Source organism: Thauera butanivorans NBRC 103042, assembly GCF_001591165.1.
Lineage (GTDB): Bacteria > Pseudomonadota > Gammaproteobacteria > Burkholderiales > Rhodocyclaceae > Thauera > Thauera butanivorans.
Map to the genome: position 1 here is coordinate 15,719 of NZ_BCUG01000055.1, position 20,882 is coordinate 36,600.

At 67.0% G+C, this 20,882-nt stretch carries 20 protein-coding genes; 14 read left to right on the top strand and 6 right to left on the bottom strand.

Annotation, left to right across the window (positions count from 1 at the left end; translation table 11 throughout):
* Both TBU01S_RS18565 and TBU01S_RS18570 read right to left on the bottom strand, forming a co-directional pair.
* A complete protein-coding gene (locus TBU01S_RS18565; protein WP_217999661.1) occupies positions 1–2,226 on the bottom strand; it encodes a TonB-dependent siderophore receptor in 2,226 nt (741 codons plus the stop codon).
* Between the two features lie 121 nt (positions 2,227–2,347).
* Positions 2,348–3,247: a helix-turn-helix domain-containing protein gene (locus tag TBU01S_RS18570; RefSeq protein ID WP_068638875.1), complete on the bottom strand. Its 900-nt coding sequence runs from the start codon at positions 3,245–3,247 to the stop codon at positions 2,348–2,350.
* A gap of 320 nt (positions 3,248–3,567) precedes the next feature.
* Here TBU01S_RS18570 and TBU01S_RS24580 point away from each other — a divergent pair, with 320 nt between their 5' ends.
* Complete coding sequence (locus tag TBU01S_RS24580) at positions 3,568–3,717, top strand: hypothetical protein (protein ID WP_217999662.1); 150 nt, start codon at positions 3,568–3,570, stop codon at positions 3,715–3,717.
* Between the two features lie 63 nt (positions 3,718–3,780).
* Here TBU01S_RS24580 and TBU01S_RS18575 read toward each other — a convergent pair whose 3' ends face one another.
* Positions 3,781–4,674 (bottom strand): DMT family transporter, encoded by an 894-nt coding sequence (locus TBU01S_RS18575; protein ID WP_068638877.1) that lies wholly within the window; start codon positions 4,672–4,674, stop codon positions 3,781–3,783.
* An 11-nt stretch (positions 4,675–4,685) separates the two neighbouring features.
* On the bottom strand, positions 4,686–5,228 hold the full coding sequence (locus TBU01S_RS18580) for a response regulator transcription factor (RefSeq protein WP_068638879.1): 543 nt from the start codon (positions 5,226–5,228) through the stop codon (positions 4,686–4,688).
* A gap of 346 nt (positions 5,229–5,574) precedes the next feature.
* On the opposite strand from TBU01S_RS18580, the gene ectA reads away from it, so the two are divergent.
* From ectA to ehuA, 8 genes are all read left to right on the top strand, one after another.
* Positions 5,575–6,102 (top strand): diaminobutyrate acetyltransferase, encoded by a 528-nt coding sequence (ectA, locus tag TBU01S_RS18585; protein ID WP_068638881.1) that lies wholly within the window; start codon positions 5,575–5,577, stop codon positions 6,100–6,102.
* A 115-nt stretch (positions 6,103–6,217) separates the two neighbouring features.
* Positions 6,218–7,486, top strand: a complete 1,269-nt coding sequence (gene ectB / locus TBU01S_RS18590; RefSeq protein WP_068638883.1) for a diaminobutyrate--2-oxoglutarate transaminase — start codon at positions 6,218–6,220, stop codon at positions 7,484–7,486.
* Positions 7,487–7,534: 48 nt separating this feature from the next.
* Positions 7,535–7,924: an ectoine synthase gene (locus TBU01S_RS18595; protein WP_068638884.1), complete on the top strand. Its 390-nt coding sequence runs from the start codon at positions 7,535–7,537 to the stop codon at positions 7,922–7,924.
* Positions 7,925–7,937: 13 nt separating this feature from the next.
* Positions 7,938–8,879 (top strand): ectoine hydroxylase, encoded by a 942-nt coding sequence (gene thpD / locus TBU01S_RS18600; protein WP_068638890.1) that lies wholly within the window; start codon positions 7,938–7,940, stop codon positions 8,877–8,879.
* Positions 8,876–9,736, top strand: coding sequence for an ectoine/hydroxyectoine ABC transporter substrate-binding protein EhuB (gene ehuB / locus TBU01S_RS18605; RefSeq protein WP_068638892.1), 861 nt, complete (start codon positions 8,876–8,878; stop codon positions 9,734–9,736). Before thpD ends, ehuB begins: the two co-directional genes overlap by 4 nt.
* Positions 9,723–10,490: an ectoine/hydroxyectoine ABC transporter permease subunit EhuC gene (gene ehuC, locus TBU01S_RS18610; protein ID WP_083953718.1), complete on the top strand. Its 768-nt coding sequence runs from the start codon at positions 9,723–9,725 to the stop codon at positions 10,488–10,490. Before ehuB ends, ehuC begins: the two co-directional genes overlap by 14 nt.
* Positions 10,487–11,161, top strand: a complete 675-nt coding sequence (ehuD, locus tag TBU01S_RS18615; protein WP_068638893.1) for an ectoine/hydroxyectoine ABC transporter permease subunit EhuD — start codon at positions 10,487–10,489, stop codon at positions 11,159–11,161. The genes ehuC and ehuD overlap by 4 nt, the downstream gene beginning before the upstream one ends.
* Positions 11,158–11,958, top strand: a complete 801-nt coding sequence (ehuA, locus tag TBU01S_RS18620) for an ectoine/hydroxyectoine ABC transporter ATP-binding protein EhuA (protein WP_068638894.1) — start codon at positions 11,158–11,160, stop codon at positions 11,956–11,958. Before ehuD ends, ehuA begins: the two co-directional genes overlap by 4 nt.
* Before the next feature lie 9 nt (positions 11,959–11,967).
* On the opposite strand, the gene TBU01S_RS18625 is transcribed toward ehuA, so the two are convergent.
* Positions 11,968–12,792 (bottom strand): TlpA disulfide reductase family protein, encoded by an 825-nt coding sequence (locus TBU01S_RS18625; RefSeq protein ID WP_068638895.1) that lies wholly within the window; start codon positions 12,790–12,792, stop codon positions 11,968–11,970.
* A gap of 140 nt (positions 12,793–12,932) precedes the next feature.
* On the opposite strand from TBU01S_RS18625, the gene TBU01S_RS18630 reads away from it, so the two are divergent.
* Positions 12,933–13,769 (top strand): TlpA disulfide reductase family protein, encoded by an 837-nt coding sequence (locus TBU01S_RS18630; RefSeq protein WP_068638896.1) that lies wholly within the window; start codon positions 12,933–12,935, stop codon positions 13,767–13,769.
* A 109-nt stretch (positions 13,770–13,878) separates the two neighbouring features.
* Here the strand turns inward: TBU01S_RS18630 and TBU01S_RS18635 are convergent, their stop codons facing one another.
* Positions 13,879–15,219, bottom strand: a complete 1,341-nt coding sequence (locus TBU01S_RS18635; protein WP_083953719.1) for a sensor histidine kinase — start codon at positions 15,217–15,219, stop codon at positions 13,879–13,881.
* Positions 15,220–15,432: 213 nt separating this feature from the next.
* Between TBU01S_RS18635 and nosZ the strand changes: the two genes are divergently transcribed.
* The 4 genes from nosZ to TBU01S_RS18655 all read left to right on the top strand — a co-directional run.
* Positions 15,433–17,388 carry a TAT-dependent nitrous-oxide reductase gene (nosZ, locus tag TBU01S_RS18640; RefSeq protein ID WP_068638897.1) on the top strand — a complete coding sequence of 652 codons (1,956 nt, stop codon included), beginning with the start codon at positions 15,433–15,435 and terminating at the stop codon, positions 17,386–17,388.
* Positions 17,389–17,541: 153 nt separating this feature from the next.
* Positions 17,542–19,755 carry a NosR/NirI family protein gene (locus TBU01S_RS18645; RefSeq protein WP_068638901.1) on the top strand — a complete coding sequence of 738 codons (2,214 nt, stop codon included), beginning with the start codon at positions 17,542–17,544 and terminating at the stop codon, positions 19,753–19,755.
* A complete protein-coding gene (locus TBU01S_RS23610) occupies positions 19,752–20,177 on the top strand; it encodes a transcription regulator (protein WP_068638902.1) in 426 nt (141 codons plus the stop codon). The genes TBU01S_RS18645 and TBU01S_RS23610 overlap by 4 nt, the downstream gene beginning before the upstream one ends.
* Before the next feature lie 161 nt (positions 20,178–20,338).
* On the top strand, positions 20,339–20,882 hold a 544-nt coding region (locus TBU01S_RS18655), incomplete at its 3' end, for a right-handed parallel beta-helix repeat-containing protein (RefSeq protein WP_174524552.1).

Here is a 20,882-nt window from a genome sequence, read left to right on the forward strand (position 1 = left end):
TCACCAGCTCAGCCTCGCATTGGCCATGACTGTGCGCCCGGTGCCGTAGTAGCACGAGGTGGCGGCGGTGCAGGTGGCGACGTAGCGCTTGTCGGCCAGGTTGCTGGCGTTGAGCGACAGGCGCAGGTTCATGTTGCCGACCTTGCCGACGTCGTAGCGGATCGCCGCGTCGTACAGCGTGTACGAAGGAATGTGCAGGTAGTTGGCCAGATCGCCCCGGGTCTCCCCCACGTAGCGCGCGCCTGCGCCCACGCCCAGCCCGCGCAGCGGCCCGCCCTGGATGGTGTAGTCCATCCACAGCGAACCCATCCAGTCGGGCACGCGGACCATGCGGTTGCCGGTGTAGCCATCGTTGTTGCGGACGACCTCGGAGCTCATCCGCGTGAGCGCGCCGATCACGCTGAACCCGGGCTGCGGCGTGATGCGGCCTTCCAGTTCGATGCCGCGCACGCGCACCTCGCCGGTCTGCACCTGGAAGCTTTCGTCGGCGGCGTTGCGCGGATCGGCTGTCAGCACGTTCTTCTGCGTCAGTTCATAGGCCGAGAGCGTGATCATGCCGTCGATGCGGGCCGGCTTGTATTTCACGCCGGCTTCCCATTGCTTGCCGGTCACGGGTTTGAAACTGCCGCCCTCGCGTTTCGTGCCAGCGGTGGGCTGGAAGGATTCGGCATAGCTCAGATAGGGTGCGATGCCGTTGTCGAACAGATAGCTCACCCCGGCACGGCCGGTGAAAGCCTCGTCGCGCGTATCCTGCCGCTGCCCATTCAACCGATTGAGCGAATCGATACGGGTCTTGTCGTAGCGGCCGCCCAGCGTGAAGCGCCAGCGATCCAGCGCAATCTGGTCCTGCAGATAGATGCCGGCCTGGGTGTCGGTTTCGCGGGTGGACATCTGGGGAAGCAGCGTGGGCGCGAAATCGTAATGGGTATGGATCGGATCGTAGACGTCGATGGCGATGGCGGCGGGCGAGACCTGCGCGGCATGGCGCAGGAAGGTCCAGTCGCTTTCCTGCCAGTCGAAGCCGGCCACCAGCGTATGGACTGCCGCGCCGGAGCCGAACGTACCCTCCACCCGGGTATCGATGGTCAGCGCATCGGAATCGCCGACACCCTGCACCGCGCGCCGCTGCAGGCTGCGGCCGTCGATCAGGGTATTGAAATCGGTGAGCGGCGCACCGCGCCTGCCATTGCCCACGGTGGCCCGATAGAGCGAGTCCACGTGCGTGTAGCGGGCGTTCTGGCTCAGCTTCCAGGCATCGTTGAACTGATGTTCGAGCTGCCAGCCGGCCGCCCAGATCTCGCGGTCGTAGACATTCCAGTTCGGCTCGCCCAGGAAGGTGTCGTTCTTGATGTAGCCCCTGGCGCCCTTCACCACCGTCCCCTGATAAGGCAGGAACTGGAAGGTGCTGCCGCCGCTGTCCTTCTGGTAAAGGCCTTGCAGCGTCAGGCGGGTGGCGCCGCCGTTGAAGCGCAGCGTGGCGCTGGGTGCGATGAACCATTGCTTGTGATCGGTGTGGCGGATCTGCGTATCGCCGTCGGCATACAGGCCGACCAGCCGCCACATCAGATTCCCGTCGCCATTGGCGCCACCGATGTCGAACGCCGTCTGCCCGCGTCCGTGGCCGTCGACCTGCAGTTGCAGAACCTGCTCCTGGTCCACCCTGGGCCGTTTGCTCACCTGGTTGACCATGCCGCCGGGCGCCAGTTGTCCGTAGAGCACGCTGGACGGCCCCTTGAGCACTTCCACCCGCTCCAGGTTCCAGGTATTGAAGGAGGTCCGGTTCCAGCTCAGGCTGCTGTCGGATGGCGCTCGCAGCCCGTCGAGCATGACGTTGGCGCCGAAGCTGCCCGCGTCGAAGCCACGGATGTACAGGTCATCCACCCGGTTGTCGATGCCCTGGCTTTCCGGCAGCACACCTGCGGTGTAGCGGGTGGCTTCGTTCAGGTTCTGCACGCCGCGCTGGTCCATTTCGCGGCGCTCGATCACCGATACCGATTGGGGTACTTCGACCAGCGGCGTGTCGGTCTTGGTCGATGCGCCGATGCTGTCTGCAGGCCGGTAGGCATTGACGGTGACCGGTGCCAGCATGACGGACGTTTCTTCGGCGTGGAGCGCGCCGACATGGACGAGCAGTGCAGCCAGCAGCGGATAGACCGCCGCATGGCGGGAAAGGGACGGCCGCAGGCGAATGAAGCAAGGCGAGGGGGTCGTGGCGATGGCCGGCACGAAGCATCTCCTGGGGATCAATGAGAGTGGTTCTTATTCATTTTTCCATGGGGATGCGAGGCAAGCCTTCGTGTGAACGGCAGAATTCTTCGCGATAACGGCAATGTGCGCAGCGCGCTGGCTAGAGACCTGCGCGCACCTGCCTGGGCGTCAAGCCGAACCGGCGGCGGAAGGCAGTGGCAAAACTGCCGGGATTGGTATAGCCGGCCAGTTCCGACGCCTGCGCCACGCTCAGCCCATCGTGCTCCAGAGCATGGCGCGCCAATGACAGGCGTTCGCGCTGCAGGAAATCGAACACCGTCATGCCCATCGCTTGCCGGAACTGCCGCTGCAGCGTGGTGGCCGTGGTGTTTGCGTGCCGGGCGATCTCGTCGATGCTGAGCGGCAGGGCTGCGTTTTCGCGCAGCCAGCACCTCAGTTCGAGCATGCGCCGGTGGACGACCGGGCGCAGCGGTCCGCCCGATGCTGCGCAATCGCCGGCCTGCGTACGGGAAAACGCCTCCATGACCAATTCGATGGCACGGCTTTCCAGGTACATGCCGATCAGCATGGACGGCATGAGCGGCGGATGCAGAAGCTGCTCGGCGAGCACGCGCGCCTTGCTGGAGGCGGTCCACAGCCGAGCTTCCAGATGCGCGGGAAGGGCCGGCGTGCGCTCTGCCCGTGCGCCAAAGGATTCTTCCAGCCATTGGTGACCCAGGCCGATGCAGATACGCCGCGACCAGTCGCCCCGGTGCGCGACTCGCCGGCATTCCTCGGGCTCGTGCAGCACCACCATGCCCGCATCCGCGCCCTGGGCATGCGCCAGCTTCAGCCCGCGCCCGCCGTAGGCGACATCGATGGCACCATCCAGCACCATCACGATGCGTACGCCTTCGTCCACCGTGGCTTGCCGGGACACGCTTTCATCGTGCATGTCGCAGGCGGAGTTCAAACTGAGTCCGGGCCGCAGAACACGGTTCAGCCGCAAGAGCTGCATGGCGACCGGCTCGCGGCACACGCCGTTCGGGACGAGGGGCATGGCAGAGCCTGATGGGGGCAAGGGGAAACCTGTTAATGGTAATAATTATCAATTACTGCCACAAGCCCGTCGACTTTCCGGTCGTGCCGGACGTGTAGATGATCAACGCCGGATCATCCGCAGAGGTGTCGGCAATCGGTGCATGCGTCACGGCGTGGCGTCGAAGCGCATGAAAACCATGGTCAAGGGCCGCCAGCAGAGCACGCTGGTGTGGAATACGCCGGCAAGGCCTCCGCCGCGCTGGAGCAGATCAACGGCCACATCAACAGATCAGCGACCAGAACCTCCAGGTCGCCACCGCCACCGAGGAGCAATCCAACGTGGTCGGGGAGATCAACCACAACATCGAGGGCATCAGCCAGCTCACCGCCGGCACCACGCAGATCGCCGCTCAGTTGAACGAGGCCAGCGGCAACCTGCAGGCGCTGTCGACGCAGCTGGACGACCTGCTGGGCCGCTTCAGGCTGTGAGCCGCAGCCGCGAAGTGCGCGGGCGCCGCCGCGCCCGCATGCGGCGCGGCGGTAGCCGGGCGTTCACCGCCCTGTGACCGCCTTCAGCACATCCACCACCAGCCGCCAGCGGCTCAGCACCAGCGCCGAAAAGATCAATCCGCAGCCGAAGAGCTGCAGTTCGCTCATGCGTTCGCCGAACCACCATGCGGCGACCATCGCGGTCCACATCGGCTCCAGCATCAGGATCAGCGCGGCATGGCTGGGCGTGGTCAGGCTCTGGCCGTAGAGCTGGACGAAGAAGCGCAGGGTGGTCGCCAGCAGCGCGCTGGCGAGCAGCCAGCCCAGCACCGGCATCGACACCGCTTCGGGCCAGGTTTCGAACAGCGCCGACAGCGGCAGCATCAGCACGCCGACCGTCATCACCTGCACCGTGCTCAGCGCCAGCGGCGGCACGCTGCGCACTACCCGGCCGTTGAGATTGATCAGCACCGCGAACACCACCGCGGCAGCCAGGAAGAACCATTGCCCGGGCTCGAAGCGGAAACCGTGCTCCAGCGACAGACAGGCGAAGCCGGCCAGCGCCAGCGGCATCGACACCCAGGCGACGCGGGGCGGACGCTCACCGAAGAACAGGCGGCCGACGAGCGGCACCAGCACCACGCCCAGGCTGGAGATGAAGGCGCCTTCACCCAGGTGGCTGGCGTGGTGGAGGCCGCCGATCCAGAAGCCCATCGCCAGTGCGAACAACACGCCGATCAGCAGCGCGCCGCGCCAATTGGCTCCGCTCATCGCCCGCAGCTGCGTCCAGCTGAAGGCCGCCAGCACCACGCCGGCCAGCATGAAGCGGGTGCCGATGAACATCAGCGGCGGCAGGCCCGCGAGCGACTCCTTGGAGAAGATCCAGCCGGCGGCGGCCACCAGGGTCGCCAGCACGAGCAGCAGATCCGCCTTGAGCGGATGGCGGGTATCGGACATGGAGAACGGCCTCAGTCGCCGCTCGGCGGACGGGCGAGCTTGCGTTGCAGGGTGCGACGGTGCATCTGCAACGCCCGCGCGGTGGCCGAGATGTTGCCGTCGTGCTCGCCCAGCACGCGCTGGATGTGCTCCCACTCCAGCCGGTCGACCGACATCGGCGCATCGGGCGCATGCTCGTCGATGACGACGACTTCGGCCTGCAGCCCTTTGACGATGGCATCGACCTCGGCCGGCTTGGCCAGGTACTGGACGGCGCCGAGCTTCACCGCGTCGACCGCGGTGGCGATGCTGGCATAGCCGGTCAGCACCAGGATGCGCGCATCGGGGCTGGCTTCGAGCAGCGGGCGGATGAGCTTGAGGCCGGATTCGCCGCCGATGTTGAGGTCGAGCACGATGAACTCGGGCGCATGGTCCTGCGCCAGCTCGAGCGCGCCTTCGCTGTCGGTGGCGCCGTAGGTGTCGAAGCCGCGCTGCGCCAGCGCACGCGACAGCACCCGGTTGAAGGCGGGATCGTCATCGACGACGAGCAGGACGGGGGCGTGTTCGGGGCTCATGCGGCAGGCGGAGGGGTCAGGCGTGCAATGGTGCCACCTCCCGGGCGCGAAAGGAATCCGGCCCGCCATCCGTGTGAGCATGGACTGGATGCTTGCCTTAATTGCATTTGCTACAATATAATTTATACAAATGTTGATGCACTGCTTGCATCGAATTCCTTTCGCCGATTCCTGACTGCCTGCTTCTGCGCCGGCGCGGTCGGCTTCATTCAACGGCCTGAGCGTCGCTTGAGTTCCTTTGTAGGCCCTGCGGGGCCGGCCGGCAGGTGATCCTGTTCCCTGACGGTTTGGTGTGCCGCTCGCCATCCGCTGGCAAACGCCGCACCACCGACAAACAACCCATGGCATGAACGACACGGACCGAAGTACCCCGAGCATCTCCCCTTCCCTTCATTTCCGCTCCGCACGCCCCGGCGACGGCGCCGCCCTGTGGCAACTGGTCGATGCGACCGGCGCGCTGGAACTCAACTCGGCGTATTTCTATCTGCTGTTCGCGGCCGATTTCGGTGACACCTGCCTGGTCGCCGAACGCGACGGCCGCATCGTCGGCACCGTCGTCGGCTACCACCCGCCACGCCGGCCCGACACGGCCTTCGTCTGGCAGATCGGCGTACTGCCGGAACTCCGCGGCCAGGGCCTGGGGCTGAAGCTGCTGCAGGAATGGGCCGCGCTGCCGGCCAATCGCGGCTGCAAGTGGGTCACCGCCACCGTCGCCGACGACAACGCGGCGTCACAGGCACTGTTTCGCCGCTTCGCCCGCGACTGCGGCGCGGACTGCGAAGTCTCGCCGCTGTTCACACCGGAGCTGTTTCCCCGTCCGCACCCTGCGGAACCCCTGTACCGCATCGGTCCGCTCGACGGCTCGGCACACTGAGCCTCTGCACCGGGGACGGCGCCCGCCCGGCGCTTTGCCGGCGCCGTCGGCCGGCACCACTCGCGGGTACCCGCCCGCTGGCGCCACCACTCGAACCACTACAAGGAGGAGTCTGATGAACGTCTTCGAACGACACGAATCCGAGGTCCGCGGCTATTGCCGCAATTTCCCCGCAGTATTCACCACGGCCAAAGGTCCCTGGATGAGCGACCAGCGCGGCCGGCGCTATCTCGATTTCTTCTGCGGCGCCGGGGTGCTCAACTACGGCCACAACCCGGAGCCGATCAAGCGCGCGCTGACCGACTACCTGCTGGCGGACGGCATCACCCATACGCTGGACATGTACAGCACGGCGAAGGCGCGCTTCATCGAACGCTTCAACGCGCTGATCCTCGAGCCGCGCGGCCTGAGGTACAAGCTCCAGTTCCCCGGCCCCACCGGCACGAACGCGGTCGAGGCGGCGCTGAAGCTGGCGCGCAAGGTCACCGGCCGCGAGCAGGTGGTGAGCTTCACCAACGCCTTCCACGGCATGACGCTGGGTTCGCTGGCGGTGACCGGCAACGGCTTCAAGCGCGCCGGCGCCGGCGTGCCGCTGTCGCACGCGGCTTCCGTCCCCTTCGACGGCTATCTCGGCAGCGACGTCGACACCCTCGACTACTTCGAAGCGATGCTGCTCGACAACGGCAGCGGCATGGAAGTGCCGGCCGCGGTGATCGTCGAGACGGTGCAGGCCGAAGGCGGCGTCAACATCGCCAGCGCCGAGTGGCTGTGCCGCCTGCGCAAGATCACCCGCGACAACGGCATCGTCCTGATCGTCGACGACATCCAGGTCGGCTGCGGGCGCACCGGGCGCTTCTTCAGCTTCGAGGAAGCCGGCATCGAGCCCGACATCGTCACGCTGTCGAAGTCGCTGTCCGGCTACGGCCTGCCGCTCGCACTGGTGCTGATCCGCCCCGAACTGGACCAGTGGGAGCCGGGCGAGCACAACGGCACCTTCCGCGGCCATTGCCCCGCCTTCGTCACCGCCACCGCGGCGCTGGAGCACTTCTGGCAGGACGACCGCCTGAGCCGGGCAGTGGAACAGAAAAGCGCGCTGGTACGGAAACGCCTGCAGCGCATGCTGAAGTCGCACGGTGTCGACGGCACGGTGCGCGGCCGCGGCCTGATCCAGGGCGTCGAGTTCGGCAACCCCGAACTCGCCGGCCGCGTCTCGCAGGCCTGCTTCGAGCGCGGCCTGATCATCGAGACCGCCGGCATCAACGACCAGGTGCTGAAGCTGCTGCCCAGCCTGACCATGGACGAAGCCACGCTGGGCAAGGGCCTGGACATCATCGACGACGCGCTGGCCTCGGTGCTGGCCGAAGACGTCGGCCAGGTCGCCTGAATCGCGCCAGCACTTCCCAAAACAAAACAGACATCGAGGACCCGAACCATGATCGTGAAGCATCTCGACGACATCCTCGGCACCGCCGCCGACGTGGACACCGACGGCTGGACCAGCCGCCGCCTCATCTACAAGCAGGACGGCATGGGCTATTCGGTCAACGACACCATCATCAAGGCCGGCGCCGAGCTCGAAATGGAGTACCGCAACCACCTCGAGACGGTCTATTGCATCGAAGGCGAGGGCGAGATCACCGATCTCGCCACCGGCCTCACCCATTCCATCCGGCCGGGCACGCTGTACGCCCTCAACGACCACGACCGCCACATCCTGCGCGCCAACAAGGGCGTGCCGATGCGCATGGTGTGCGTCTTCAACCCGCCGCTGAGCGGGCGCGAAGTGCATGACGAAAGCGGTGCCTACGCGCTGGCCGACTGAGGAGGAGCATGCCATGACGACGACCCTGTCAGCGCAGGCCGCACAGGCGCGGCCGCGGGACGACGACCGTTATCCGTCCCGCTTCTGGCCCGAGCCGCGCATCACCGAGCGCCGGGATCCGGTGGTCCATGGCGGCGTCGGCGACGGCCCGCTGGACGAGGCCGAGCTGCGCTTCTACCGCGACAACGGCTATCTGACTTTCGAGCAGTTGATCGGCGCCGACGAGCTCGACGCCTACCTCGCCGAGCTCGACGCGCTGCGCCGCGACGAAGCCGTCAGGCAGGCGGCGGAAGCCGTCATCGAACCCGACAGCGGCGAGCTGCGCTCGCTGTTCGAAGTCCACAAGCGCAGCGCCGTGCTGCGCCGGCTGTGTGCCCACCCCAGGCTGGTGGCGATCGCGCGCCAGTTGCTGGGCAGCGAAGTCTATCTGCACCAGTCGCGCATCAACTACAAGGGCGGCTTCCGCGGCAAGGAGTTCTACTGGCACTCCGATTTCGAGACCTGGCACATGGAGGACGGCGTGCCGGCAATGCGGATGGTGAGCTGCTCGGTGAGCCTGACGCCCAACACGCCGCACAACGGCCCGCTGATGATCATCCCCGGCTCGCACCAGCGCTACATCTCCTGCGTCGGCGCCACGCCGGAGGCGCACTACCTCGCCTCGCTGCGGCGCCAGGAGGTCGGCGTGCCCGACGATGCCAGCCTGAAGCAGCTGGTCGAGGACTTCGGCATCCTCGCCCCCACCGGCCCGGCCGGCTCGGTGACCTTCTTCGACTGCAACGTGATGCACGGCTCGAACTCCAACATCACGCCGCTGCCGCGCAGCAACGTCTTCTTCGTCTACAACAGCGTGCACAACACGCCGGCCGCGCCCTTCTGCGGCTTGCCGCCACGGCCTTCGTTCATCGCCGAACGGCAGGACTTCACGCCCATCCAGACGGAGGTTTCACCATGAACGGGCAGCGACGCCTCCGCCGCGGCGGCCTGCTCGCCGCGCTGATCGCCACGGCGCTGGCCGGCATCGGCCCCGCCGCGGCCGAGACCACGCTGGAACGCATCCAGCGCGAAGGCAGCATCCGCGTCGGTTTCGCCAACGAGGCGCCCTACGCCTACGCCACCACCTCGGGCGAACTCACCGGCGAATCGCCCACCGTGTTCCGCCACATCATGAAGCAGCTCGGCGTCGGCAAGGTCGAAGGCGTGCTGACCGAATGGGGCGCGCTGATCCCCGGCCTGAAGGCCGGGCGCTTCGACGCCATCGTCGCGTCGATGTACATCACGCCCAAGCGCTGCAAGCAGGTGCTGTTCGCCAACCCCACCTACGGCGTCGGCGACGCCCTGGTGGTCAGGAAAGGCAACCCGGACGGCATCCACACCTATGCCGACGCCGCGAGCAGCGGCAAGAAGCTGGCCTTCGTCGCCGGCACGGCGGAGATCGAGCACGGCCAGTTGGCCGGCATGACTCGACAGCAGCAGATGATCGTGCCCGACTTCGCCGCTGCCGTCGCCGCGGTCAAGGCCGGCCGCGTCTCGGCCGCCGCCTTCAATGCGATGGCCGCAGGCGAGCTGGCGGGCAAGGACGAGGCGATCGAGCGTGCCGAACCCTTCACTTTCACCCACGAAGGCAAGCGCTATCGCGGCGAAGGCTCCTTCGCCTTCCGCCTGGAGGACACCGAACTGCGCGACGCCGTCAATCGGGAGCTCGCCAGGTTCGTCGGCACCGAAGAACACCTGGCGATGGTGAAGGCGTTCGGCTTCGACGCCTCCAACCTGCCCGAGATGACGGCCGATCAGCATTGTGCCGGCGAATAGGACGGGCCCGACCGGGTCCAGTCCTGCCGCCGGCGCGCTGGCCGCGGTCGCCATCCTCGGCTTTGCCGGCGGGCTGCTCGTCTCCAGCTTCGCCGGCTTTCGCGATTTCCTGCCCGAGCTGCTGCGCGGCGCGGCGACCACCGTACAGGTAGCCGCCGGCGGCAGCTTGGTCGCGGTCGTGGCCGCGCTGCTCGCTACCACGGCACGGCTCTACGCTCCACTGCCGCTGCGCTGGCTCGCAGTCGCCTACGTCGAGCTGTTCCGCGGCACCTCCGCCCTGGTGCAGCTGTTCTGGCTGTTCTTCGTGCTGCCGATGCTCGGCATCAGCCTGTCGCCGATGACGGCGGGCATTGCCGCGCTCGGCCTCAACATCGGCGCCTACGGCAGCGAAGTGATGCGCGGCGCGATCGAGGCCGTGCCGCGCGGCCAGTGGGAGGCCGCCAGCGCGCTGAACCTCGGCCGCTTCCGCACGCTGCGGCGGATCGTCCTGCCGCAGGCTTTCGTCGCCATGATCCCACCCTGGGGCAATCTCTTCATCGAGCTGCTGAAGGCGACGTCGCTGGTCTCGCTGATCACGCTGTCCGATCTCGCCTTCAAGGCCCAGCAACTGAACCAGACGACGCTGCGCACGGTGGAAATCTTCGGCATCGTGCTGCTGATCTACCTCGCGCTGTCGCTGCTGGTGACGCTGGCCATGCGCGCGCTGGAGCGCCGCGCCGGCCGCCGGCTGCTGCGTGGCAAGGAGGCGCGATGAACGCACATTGGGACTGGAACTACGTCCATGAGATCCTGCCGATTCTCGGCGAGGCCGCGCTGATCACGCTGCAGGCCACGCTGCTCGGCTTCGCCCTCGCGCTGGTGATCGGCCTCGTCCTCGCCGTCTGCCGCATGGCGGCCAATCCGCTGGTACGCCATGCCGCCGCCGCGGTGGTGGAGTTCATCCGCTCGACGCCGCTGCTGATCCAGATCTTCTTCCTGTACTACGGCCTGCCGGAATTCGGCCTCGCGCTCGACGCCATGCTGGCCGGCCTGATCGCGATCGGCCTGCACTACGGCGCCTACTGCGCCGAGGTCTATCGCGCCGGCATCGACAACGTGCCGCGCGGGCAGTGGGAAGCCGCGGCCGCGCTGAACCTGCCGCCGCAGGCCACCTTCCGCCGCATCATCCTGCCGCAGGCCATTCCGCCGATCGTGCCCGCCCTGGGCAACTACCTGGTCGCGCTGTTCAAGGAAACGCCGCTGCTGTCGGCGATCGGCGTGCTGGAGCTGATGCAGACGGCAAAGATCCTCGGCTCCGAGAGCTTCCAGTACACCGAGCCGATCACGCTGGTCGGCCTCTACTTCCTCGTCTTCAGCCTGCTTGCGAGCGCGCTGATCCGGCTCCTCGAACGCCGCCTCGGCGTGCGCGCCGCTCCCCGGTCATGAACGAATCCCCCGCCTCCTCATCCGAAACACCGATGGTGCGCTTCGAGCGCGTCTCCAAGCGCTACGGCGCGCTCACGGTGCTCGACCAGCTCGATCTCGACGTCGCCAGCGGCGAGAAAGTCGCCATCATCGGCCCGTCCGGCTCGGGCAAGACCACGGTGCTGCGGGTGCTGATGGCGCTCGAGCGCATCGACGACGGCGTGATCCACATCGACGGCGAGCCGCTCACCCACATGCCGCAGGGCGACGGCCTGGTGCCGGCCGACGCCCGCCATCTGCGCAAGATGCGCAGCCACATCGGCATGGTGTTCCAGCACTTCAACCTGTTCCCGCACATGAGCGCGGTACAGAACTGCATGGAAGCACCGATGAGCGTGCTCGGCCTCGGCAAGGAAGAGGCCCACACGCGCGCCGCCGAATTGCTGACCATGGTCGGGCTGGCCGACAAACTCGACCACCATCCCGCCCAGCTGTCCGGCGGCCAGCAGCAGCGCGTGGCGATCGCCCGTGCGCTGGCGATGCGCCCGCGCGTGATGCTGTTCGACGAAGTCACTTCGGCGCTCGATCCCGAGCTGTGCGGCGAAGTGCTGAACGTGATCCGCGAGCTGGGTTCGGCGCATCAGCTCACGATGCTGATGGTGACCCACCAGATGGGCTTCGCACGCGAATTCGCCGACCGCGTCTGCTTCTTCGACGCCGGGCGCATCGCCGAACAGGGCAGTCCCGAGGAACTGTTCGGCAACCCGCAGCACGAGCGTACGCAGCAGTTCCTGCGCGCCGTCATGGAAGCGATCTGATCCCGTTTTTCAGGGATTGGGAGCCTGCCCGAACCGGCGCATCAGCGTGCTCCTGAGGCTGGCGGTCGTCAGTTCGCCCATGTGGGTATCCACCAGCCTTCCTTGTTCATCGAAGAACAAGGTGGTGGGCAGGCCGCGCGAACCGAAGACCTGCATGGCCTGGGACGAGGGGTCGAGCAGCACATCCTTGAGCCTCAAGCGCTCGCCTTGCAGGAAAGCGAGCGCCTGCTGCGCACTTTCTCCCTGGTTGAGCATGACGAAGGCGACCTGCGGGAAATCCTGCTGCGCCTGCTCGAACACCGGCATCTCGCGGCGGCAAGGCGGGCACCAGCTCGCCCACAGGTTGAGCACGACCGGCCGCCCTGCATAAGCACTCAAGCTGAGCGGCCGGGCATCGAGCGTGCTCACCTGCACGTCGGGCAGCGGCGGCCCGGATTGGTGCAGCAGCGCCAGCACCCCGCCGCCGGCGAACCAGCCCAGCACGCCCGCCGCGATGCCCGCGACCACGGGGACGCGCAGCGCGGACATCGTGCGGCTTCGCCACCAGACGAACAGCAGGGCCGCGACAACGCCGATCCACCAGGTGAAACCGCCGTCGCCGATGGCGATCATGGAAGCCGGCGCCGCGGCGTATTCTTCCCACCACTGCACGATGTAGCCCAGACGGGCGGCCAGCACGCCCCAGAACACGCTGTCGAGCAGCAAACCGCCAGCCGCCTTCTTGCACGCCCCGTCCGGCAAGCGCCTGGCGACCAGCCGTGCCACTGCCCAGGCCAGCAGCACGGCGCCAAAGACGATGACGGCACGAACCGGAAACGGGCCGATGCCGATCATGTCGCAACTGCTTCATTCAAGCCGCAGAGGAAGGCATGCATGTCGGAGCCGTGTGCCCGTTCCCTGCGTGCCAGGGCGTTTTCACGTACGCTGGACGGGGAGATGATCTGGATGTGTTGCATGGCATCGAAGTGTGAAACATGAATCCGGTACAGCATATCGGCTCCCTGGCATTGCCATGGCCCCTGCTGCTCGCCGCGGGAGCCGCGGCCCTGGGTTTGGCGGTCGGCATGGTTCTGGACCGGCGCCAGGCCGCCGGGTTCTGGGCGATGGCCTGGCGGGTGCTGCTGGTCACGCTGCTTGCCGCGCGGCTGGCTTTCGTGTTCGAGTACCGCGAGGCCTTCCTGCAGGCGCCGCTGGACATCCTGGACATCCGCGACGGCGGCTGGAACGGCCAGATCGGCGTGATCGCGGGCTGGCTCTACGCCCTGGCGCTGATGCGCAGGCAGCCATCCGTGCGCAGGCCACTGATGGCCGGCATGGGCAGCAGCACCGCCGCCTGGGTGCTCAGCTCCATGGCCTTGCTGGTGCACGCGGGCAACGACATCCGCCTTGCTGCGGCCACCGCCCGGACCCTGGACGGCACGCAGATCGAGCTGCAGTCCTTCTCGGGCAAGCCGACCGTCGTCAATCTCTGGGCCACCTGGTGCCCGCCGTGCCGGCGCGAAATGCCCTTGCTGCAACAGGCGCAGATCGAGCATCCACGGGTTCATTTCGTCTTCCTGAACCAGGGCGAGCCTGCCGAGGAAGTGCGGCGCTTCCTTGCCAGCCGGCAGCTCGAGCTGAGCCACGTGCTGCTCGACCCCAAAGGCCGGGCAGGCGCGAACCTGGGCGGGCAGACGGGCTTGCCCACCACGCTGTTCTTCGATGCCCGGGGACGCTTGAGCGCACGCTACGTGGGCGAGCTTTCCCACGAGACGCTGGAGCAGATGCTGGCCTCAACCGGCGCCCGTCACGCTCCCGCGGCAGCGCGGTGACTACCGCCGGTTGTGCTCAAAGGCCGCCGGGCCGGAGCGCGAGGCCGTGAGCTCCGATCGTCGAGTGCGCAGTTCGGCGACGGAAGCACCGCGACGGAAGCCCCCCGGTTCAGGCTGCGGGCGGGCTCAGCGGCACGACAACGCGTGCGATGGTGCCGCCGCCGGGGCGAGCAAGGAAATCCAGCCCCCCGCCGTGGTGCTCGACCGCCGCGTGCGCCAGCATCAGCCCGACGCCCATGCCTTCGGCGTGGCTGCCGAGCGGAGCATGGCGCGCTGCCTCGAGCCGCACGCCGTCGATGCCGGGGCCGCAATCCAGCACCTCGATCCGCAGCATGCCGCCGTCCGGCGCGGCATGCATTTCCACCTCGGTGCCGGCCCGGCCCGCCGCCGCGTTGGCGTTGGCCGCGTTGTCGATGAGGTTCTGCAGCGCTTCGGCCAGGCTCGCGTCGGCAACGAGGCTGAGCGCGGACAGTTCGGGCGCGATGTCCAGCCGCAAGCCGGCTTCCGGGCGCAGGCGCTGCCAGCGCGCCGCCGCGGCGCGCAGCCATGGTCCGGCGTATTCCGCCCCGCCGCCTTCGGCGCGCAGCTGGCCGGCCTCGCGCGTCAGGCTGTTGAGGATGCCCCGGCAGTGCTCCAGCTGCTCGCGCATCAGGCCGAGGTCTTCGCGCACGCCGGCATCCAGGTCCTGTCGCCGCAGCAGCTCATCGGTCAGGATGCGCAGCGTGCCGAGCGGCGTCCCCAGCCGGTGCGCGGCACCTGCGGCCAGATTGCCCAGGCCAACGACGTAGGCGTCGCGCGCCCGCGCGGCGCGCGCCTCGGCCAGCGCGGCCTCGCCTTTCGCCAGTTCGGCATTGAGCCTGACGATGAACCACACCACGGTTGCCGCAGCCAGCGCGAAGCTGATCCACATGCCGGCGAGATGCCAGCGCATCGCGGTGGCGGCATCGGCCAGATGCACCGGCCAATGGAACTCCCACAGCACCGCGTAGACGCCGACCGCCACCGCCGCCAGCAGCCAGGCCTGGCGCGCCGGCAGGACCGACGCCCCCACCGCCACCACCGGCAGCAGCAACGAAATGGCGGGGTTGGTGACACCGCCGCCGAAATACAGGAAAGCGCCCCAGCCGAGCAGGTCGAACAGCAACTGCACGCAGGCGCCGCCATGCCCGTCGAGCCAGCGCACCGGACCGGCAAGCAGGAGCAGGTTCGCCAGCGCGAGGATCAGCGCCACGCCCAGCAGCGGCTGCACGGGATGGAGCGGCGCCAGCAGCGGAAACACCAGCACCGCCATCGCCACCATCGCGGAGAACGACAGCCAGCGCAGGTGCAGCAGGCGGCGACCGCCGGTGCGCAGCGCGGCGATCTCGGGCTCGGCAGTTGCAGCGCCGGCGGGCTGCAGCTCCGTGGCAGCGGGCAGCGGGGTGTCGGGCGGGCGGTACGGCCGGTTCATTCGATCGAAATCCAGTTGCAGGAGAGTCCAGATACGGTCAGGGCATGACGAACATCCTTAACACAGATCAAGGATCGCAGTTCTGGCCCGATCTAGAGTCTCCCTGCGACAAAACGCCACAGGGCATCTTGTCAGAGGCATCCATTCCGCGCACAGGCGGGGCTCGGGTGTCCGGACGAACACCGATCAAGCCAGAACGGGAGCGACACGATCATGAATGAAGTAGTGAAGATGGACCAGGCCGGTACGATGCCCGACCCGAGCCGCCGCAAGTTCCTCAACACCGCCGCCTTCGCCGGCCTGGCCGGTGCCGGCCTGTCGGTCGGGCTTTCGGCATGCAACAACGAATCCGCCCCTGCCGCTGCGTCCGCCCCGGCGGCCGCACCCGCGCCTGCTGCGACCCCGGCCGCCGCACACAGTTCGGTCCACCTGGCCCCGGGCGAGCTCGACACCTACTACGGTCTGTGGAGCGGCGGCCACACCGGCGACTTCCGTGTGCTCGGCCTGCCGTCCGGGCGCGAACTGCACCGCGTGCCATGCTTCGTGCCCGACGCGCTGGTGGGCTGGGGCATCACCAACGAATCGAAAGCCGTCATGGGCACCAAGCCCGACGGCAGCCTGCGCTACACCGTCGGCGACACCCACCACACCCATGCCTCCTACAAGGACGGCAACTACGACGGCCGCTATGCCTGGATCAACGACAAGATCAACAGCCGCATCGCCCGCATCCGGCTCGACTACCTGGTGTGCGACAAGATCACCCAACTGCCCAACGTGCAGGGCTTCCACGGCATCTTCCCGGACAAGCGCGACCCGGTCGACCCCGCCATCAACTACACCACCCGCGTGTTCTGCGGCGCCGAGTTCCATACTCCGCTGCCGAATGACGGCCGTGACATCGACTCGCCGGAACAATACCGCGCGCTCTTCAGCTGCGTCGATGCCGAGACCATGGAGGTCCGCTGGCAGGTTCTGATCGACGGCAACTGCGACCTCGTCGCAACCTCGTACGACGGCAAGCTCGCCGCCTCGAACCAGTACAACACCGAAGGCGGCTACCACTATGAAGGCATGATGTCGGCCGAACGCGACGCCTGCATCTTCTTCAACATCGGCCGCATCGAGCAGGCGGTCAAGGACGGCAAGTTCACCACCTACGGCGCCTCCAAGGTGCCGGTGGTCGATGGCACCAAGGCAGCCAACGCCGACCCCACGACCGCGCTGGTCGCCTATGTGTCCGTGCCGAAGAACCCGCACGGGGTCAACGCCAGCCCGGACGGCAAGTACTTCATCTGCGCCGGCAAGCTGTCGCCGACCGGCACCGTGATCGAACTCGCCAAGGTGCTGGACTGGTTCGACGGCAAGCTCGACGACGTCGACAAGGCCATCGTCGCCGAAGTCGAACTCGGCCTCGGCCCGCTGCACACCGCCTTCGACGGCCGCGGCAACGCCTACACCACGCTGTTCCTCGACAGCCAGATCGTGAAGTGGAACGTCGATGCGGCAATCAAGTTCCACGCTGGCGACACCAACGTGCAATACGTCGTCGATCGCCTGGACGTGCATTACCAGCCCGGCCACATCAACGCCTCGCAGTCCGAGACCATGTTCGCCGACGGCAAGTGGCTGTGCGTGGGTTGCAAGTTCTCCAAGGACCGCTTCCTGCCGGTCGGCCCGCTGCACGCCGAAACCGAGCAACTGGTCGATATCTCGGGCGAGAAGATGGTGCTGATGGCCGACCACCCGGTCCGCCCCGAGCCGCACGACTTCATCATCTTCAAGCGCGAGCTGCTGCAACCGAAGCAGGTCTATGACCTCGGCGACTTCCCGAACGCGGTCAAGGATCCGAAGGAAGCCGGCGTGTTCCGCGACGGCAACAAGGTCACGGTCAAGATCACCTCGCTGGCGCCGGCCTTCGAGCCGCGCGAGTTCAGGGTCAAGGTCGGCGACGAAGTCACCATCATCCTGACCAACCTGGACAAGATCGAGGATCTGACCCACGGCTTCGCGATCCCGAACTACAACGTCAACTTCATCGTCAATCCGCAGGAAACCAAGTCGGTCACCTTCACCGCCGACAAACCGGGCGTGTTCTGGTGCTACTGCACGCACTTCTGCCATGCGCTGCACCTGGAAATGCGCAGCCGCATGATCGTCGAAGCCTGACGATCGCACTCCGGCAACACGGAACACAGGGGGCGCCAGCCCCCTGTGGCCTTTCCGGGCACGCGGCACGCCCTCCGGGCAAATTGATCCGCGACAAATACAGCGCCACTCCGCTTTCCTAGACTTCATCGCAATTCACTTATGGAGAGCGCCATGAAGCTGCTGTCCGCACTGCGCGACTCCCTGTCCGCCCTGCTCCTTACCGCCGCCATCGCCTGTACCACGGCCCCCGTCCAGGCCCAGACCGCCTACGAGGCCAAGCTGGCGCCCGAAGTGAACACCGCCCCCGCGCTGTGCGACTACGTTCCCTGTAGCGAGGTGCTGCCCGGCGCGACGAGCTTTTCCGAGCGCAAGGGCCAGCCTTTCTACGTCGAGGGTTATGCCGAGGAGAACGGTACGCGCAAGCTGGTCGGCTACGTCGTGCTGTCGACCGACGTCACCGACACGCCGGCCTACTCCGGCAAGCCGGTGATCACGCTGATCGGCCTGACCCCCGACGGCCACTTCGCCGGCATCAAGATCCTCAAGCACTCCGAACCCATCCTGCTGCTCGGCATTCCCGAGTCCGCGCTGATCAAGTTCAACGACCAGTACCTGGGCAAGTTCGTCGGCGACAACATCGAGATCGGCCGCTCCCGCCCCGACGAGGACATCATCGGCCTGGATGCGATCTCCGGCGCCACCGTGACGGTCATCGCCCAGAACCAGGTGATGATGATGTCGGGTGCGGCAGTCGGCCGCCAGGTCGGCATCCTCGAAGCGACCGTGCGTCCGCAGGCGAGCTTCGTCGACCACGGCCGTGCGCTCGACTGGAACACCATGGTCAAGGAAGGCGTGGTCCAACGCCTGGCGGTGATGCCCGAGCAGGTCGGCCTCGAGCGCAGCAGCGAACCCTTCATCGAGCTGTGGTACGGCTATCTGAACCACCCCGAAGTCGGCCGCGCGATCATGGGCGAGACCGGCTGGCGCTCGCTGATGAGCCGGCTGGCCGAAGGCGAGCATGCGCTGTTCGTGATCCGCACCCGCGGCAACGAATCCTTCAAGGGCTCGGGCTTCGTGCGCGGCGGCATCTACGACCGCATCCAGGTCCGCCAGGGCCAGGACGCCTTCACCTTCCGCGACCTCGACTACCTGAACCTGTACGGCCTCGCCGCGCCCGGCGCACCGGCCTTCAACGAATCCGGCATCTTCATCATCCGTTCGCCGGCCTTCTCCGGCGCCTTCCCGTGGAAGTTCATCTTCCTCGGCAACCGCGTCGACCGGGCGACGGGAGCACGCACCTTCGTGAACTTCGACCAGGAATACTGGCTGCCCGCAAGCTATCTCGAAGGTGGTCGCCCGGTGGTGAAGAAACCGGATGCGCCCTGGATGCGGGTGTGGAAGACCCGCGCCGTGGAGATCGGCCTGTTCGCCGCACTGTTGCTTGCCGTAGCCGTGGTCTACGGCAACCGCGACGCGCTGACGCGGCGCTCGACGCGCAAGAACAAGTGGCCGGTCAACGCCTTCAAATACACCTTCTGGGTGATCAGCATCGTCTTCGTCGGTTTCGGTCTGCTCGCACAGCCCTCGATCACCCAGGTGCTGACCTGGTTCCATTCGCTGCTGTTTCAGTGGAAATGGGAGCTGTTCCTGACCGATCCCTTCATCTTCCTGTTCTGGATCTTCATCATCCTCACCACTTTCGTGTGGGGCCGGGGACTGTTCTGCGGCTGGATGTGCCCCTTTGGCTCGCTGTCGGAGCTGATCCACAAGGTGGCCGAAGCGATCGGCCTCAAGCGCTTCCAGTTCGAGCTGCCGATGAAGTGGCACAACCGCCTGAAGTGGGTCAAGTACGTGGTGTTCTTCGTCCTGCTGGCAGTATCGGTGTTCTCGATGGGCTTGGCCGAGATGCTGGCCGAGGTTGAGCCGTTCAAGACCACCTTCCTCGTCGGCATGTTCAACCGCGCCTGGCCCTACACCTTGTTCGTGGCGGTGCTGCTCGGCCTGTCGATCTTCATGGAGCGGCCGTTCTGCAAGTACCTGTGCCCGCTCGGCGCCTCGCTGGCGATGCCTTCGACCTTCCGCTGGTTCGGCCTCAAGCGCAAGCAGGAATGCAGCACCTGCAAGGCCTGCGCAGTGGGCTGCGGTTCGCTGGCGATCGACGAGCACGGCCGCATCGACCATCGCGAATGCATGCACTGCCTCGACTGCATGGTCCTCTACACCGACGAGAACACCTGCCCGCCGCTGGCGCAGGAGCGCAAGCGCCGCACCAAGGCCGGCCTGCCGCTGACGCCGATCGGCAAGGACGGCTACTACATCCCGATCCAGCCGGCGCCAGCCGCCCAAGGCCTGAGCGCCGTCGCATCGACGAGGAGCGCATCATGATCGACCCCCGCAGCATGACCGAGCCGGTGGAGCCGCCCTACCCCGGCGGCGTCCTGGCGCACATCGGCGCCGAGATATGGGACCACCTGTGGCCCTGGAGCCGCAGCGGCTTCCAGCGCCAGCGCACGATCCAGGCCGCCAGCCTGGCGATCGCGATCGCCGCCACCCTCGTCTGGGTGCTGGCGGCACTGGGCAACGACCTTGCCCCCAACACGATCATCGGCTGGTGGTTCGGCTGGAGCGTGTTCGAAGTCGTGGTCCGCCTCGGCTCCAAGCCCTACGTCAAGGAAGGCCCATGGTGGAGCCAGCGCTACCGCAAGGCGAGCGTGATGGACATGATCTGCTACGTCGGCTTCAAGAACCTGCTGATCGGCGCAACGCTGTTCATCGCCCTCAAGAGTCTCGGCCTGCTGGTGCTCTGAGTCTTCCTCCGCACGATCACCGTCCGTCCCCGCGGGCGGTGATCGTTTGCGACGCAGCCGGCGCCGCGGCCGCCAAGGGGCAGGTCCCCACTTTGCCAAGATCAAGGCACACTGAGACATTGCGTCGCATAATCGCCCCACGCTCAAGCACCGACGGATCAATGCCTCTGCCCGCCCGCCTCTTTCGCCTTGCTGCAGCTCTTGCCTTGCTGGCCACACTCGCCCTGCCGGCTGCTGCCGCGGTGTGGCGGGTGAAGGCGGGCGAATCCATCCAGGCCGCGATCGACCGCGCCGCACCGGGCGACACCATCGAAGTCGAACGCGCCCGCTACGTCGAGAACCTGCTGATCACCCGGCCGCTGACGCTGCGCGGCATCGACCGCCCGACGATATCGGGCGGCCTGCGCGGCGACACCATCCGCATCAAGGCCGAGCACGTCACCATCGAAGGCCTTATCATCGCCGACTCCGGCGCCAGCCTGCGCGAGCAGAACGCCGGCATCTACGTCTGGCCGGGTTCGCACCACACCGTGATACGCAACTGCGACTTCTCCTACACCTTGTTCGGGCTGTGGATCGAGCAGTCGAACGACGTGCTGATCGAAGGCAACCTGATCACCGGCAAGCGCGAGCTGCGCTCCTCGCAGCGCGGCAACGGCATCCAGCTCTACAACACGCGTCGCGCGCGCATCATCGGCAACAACA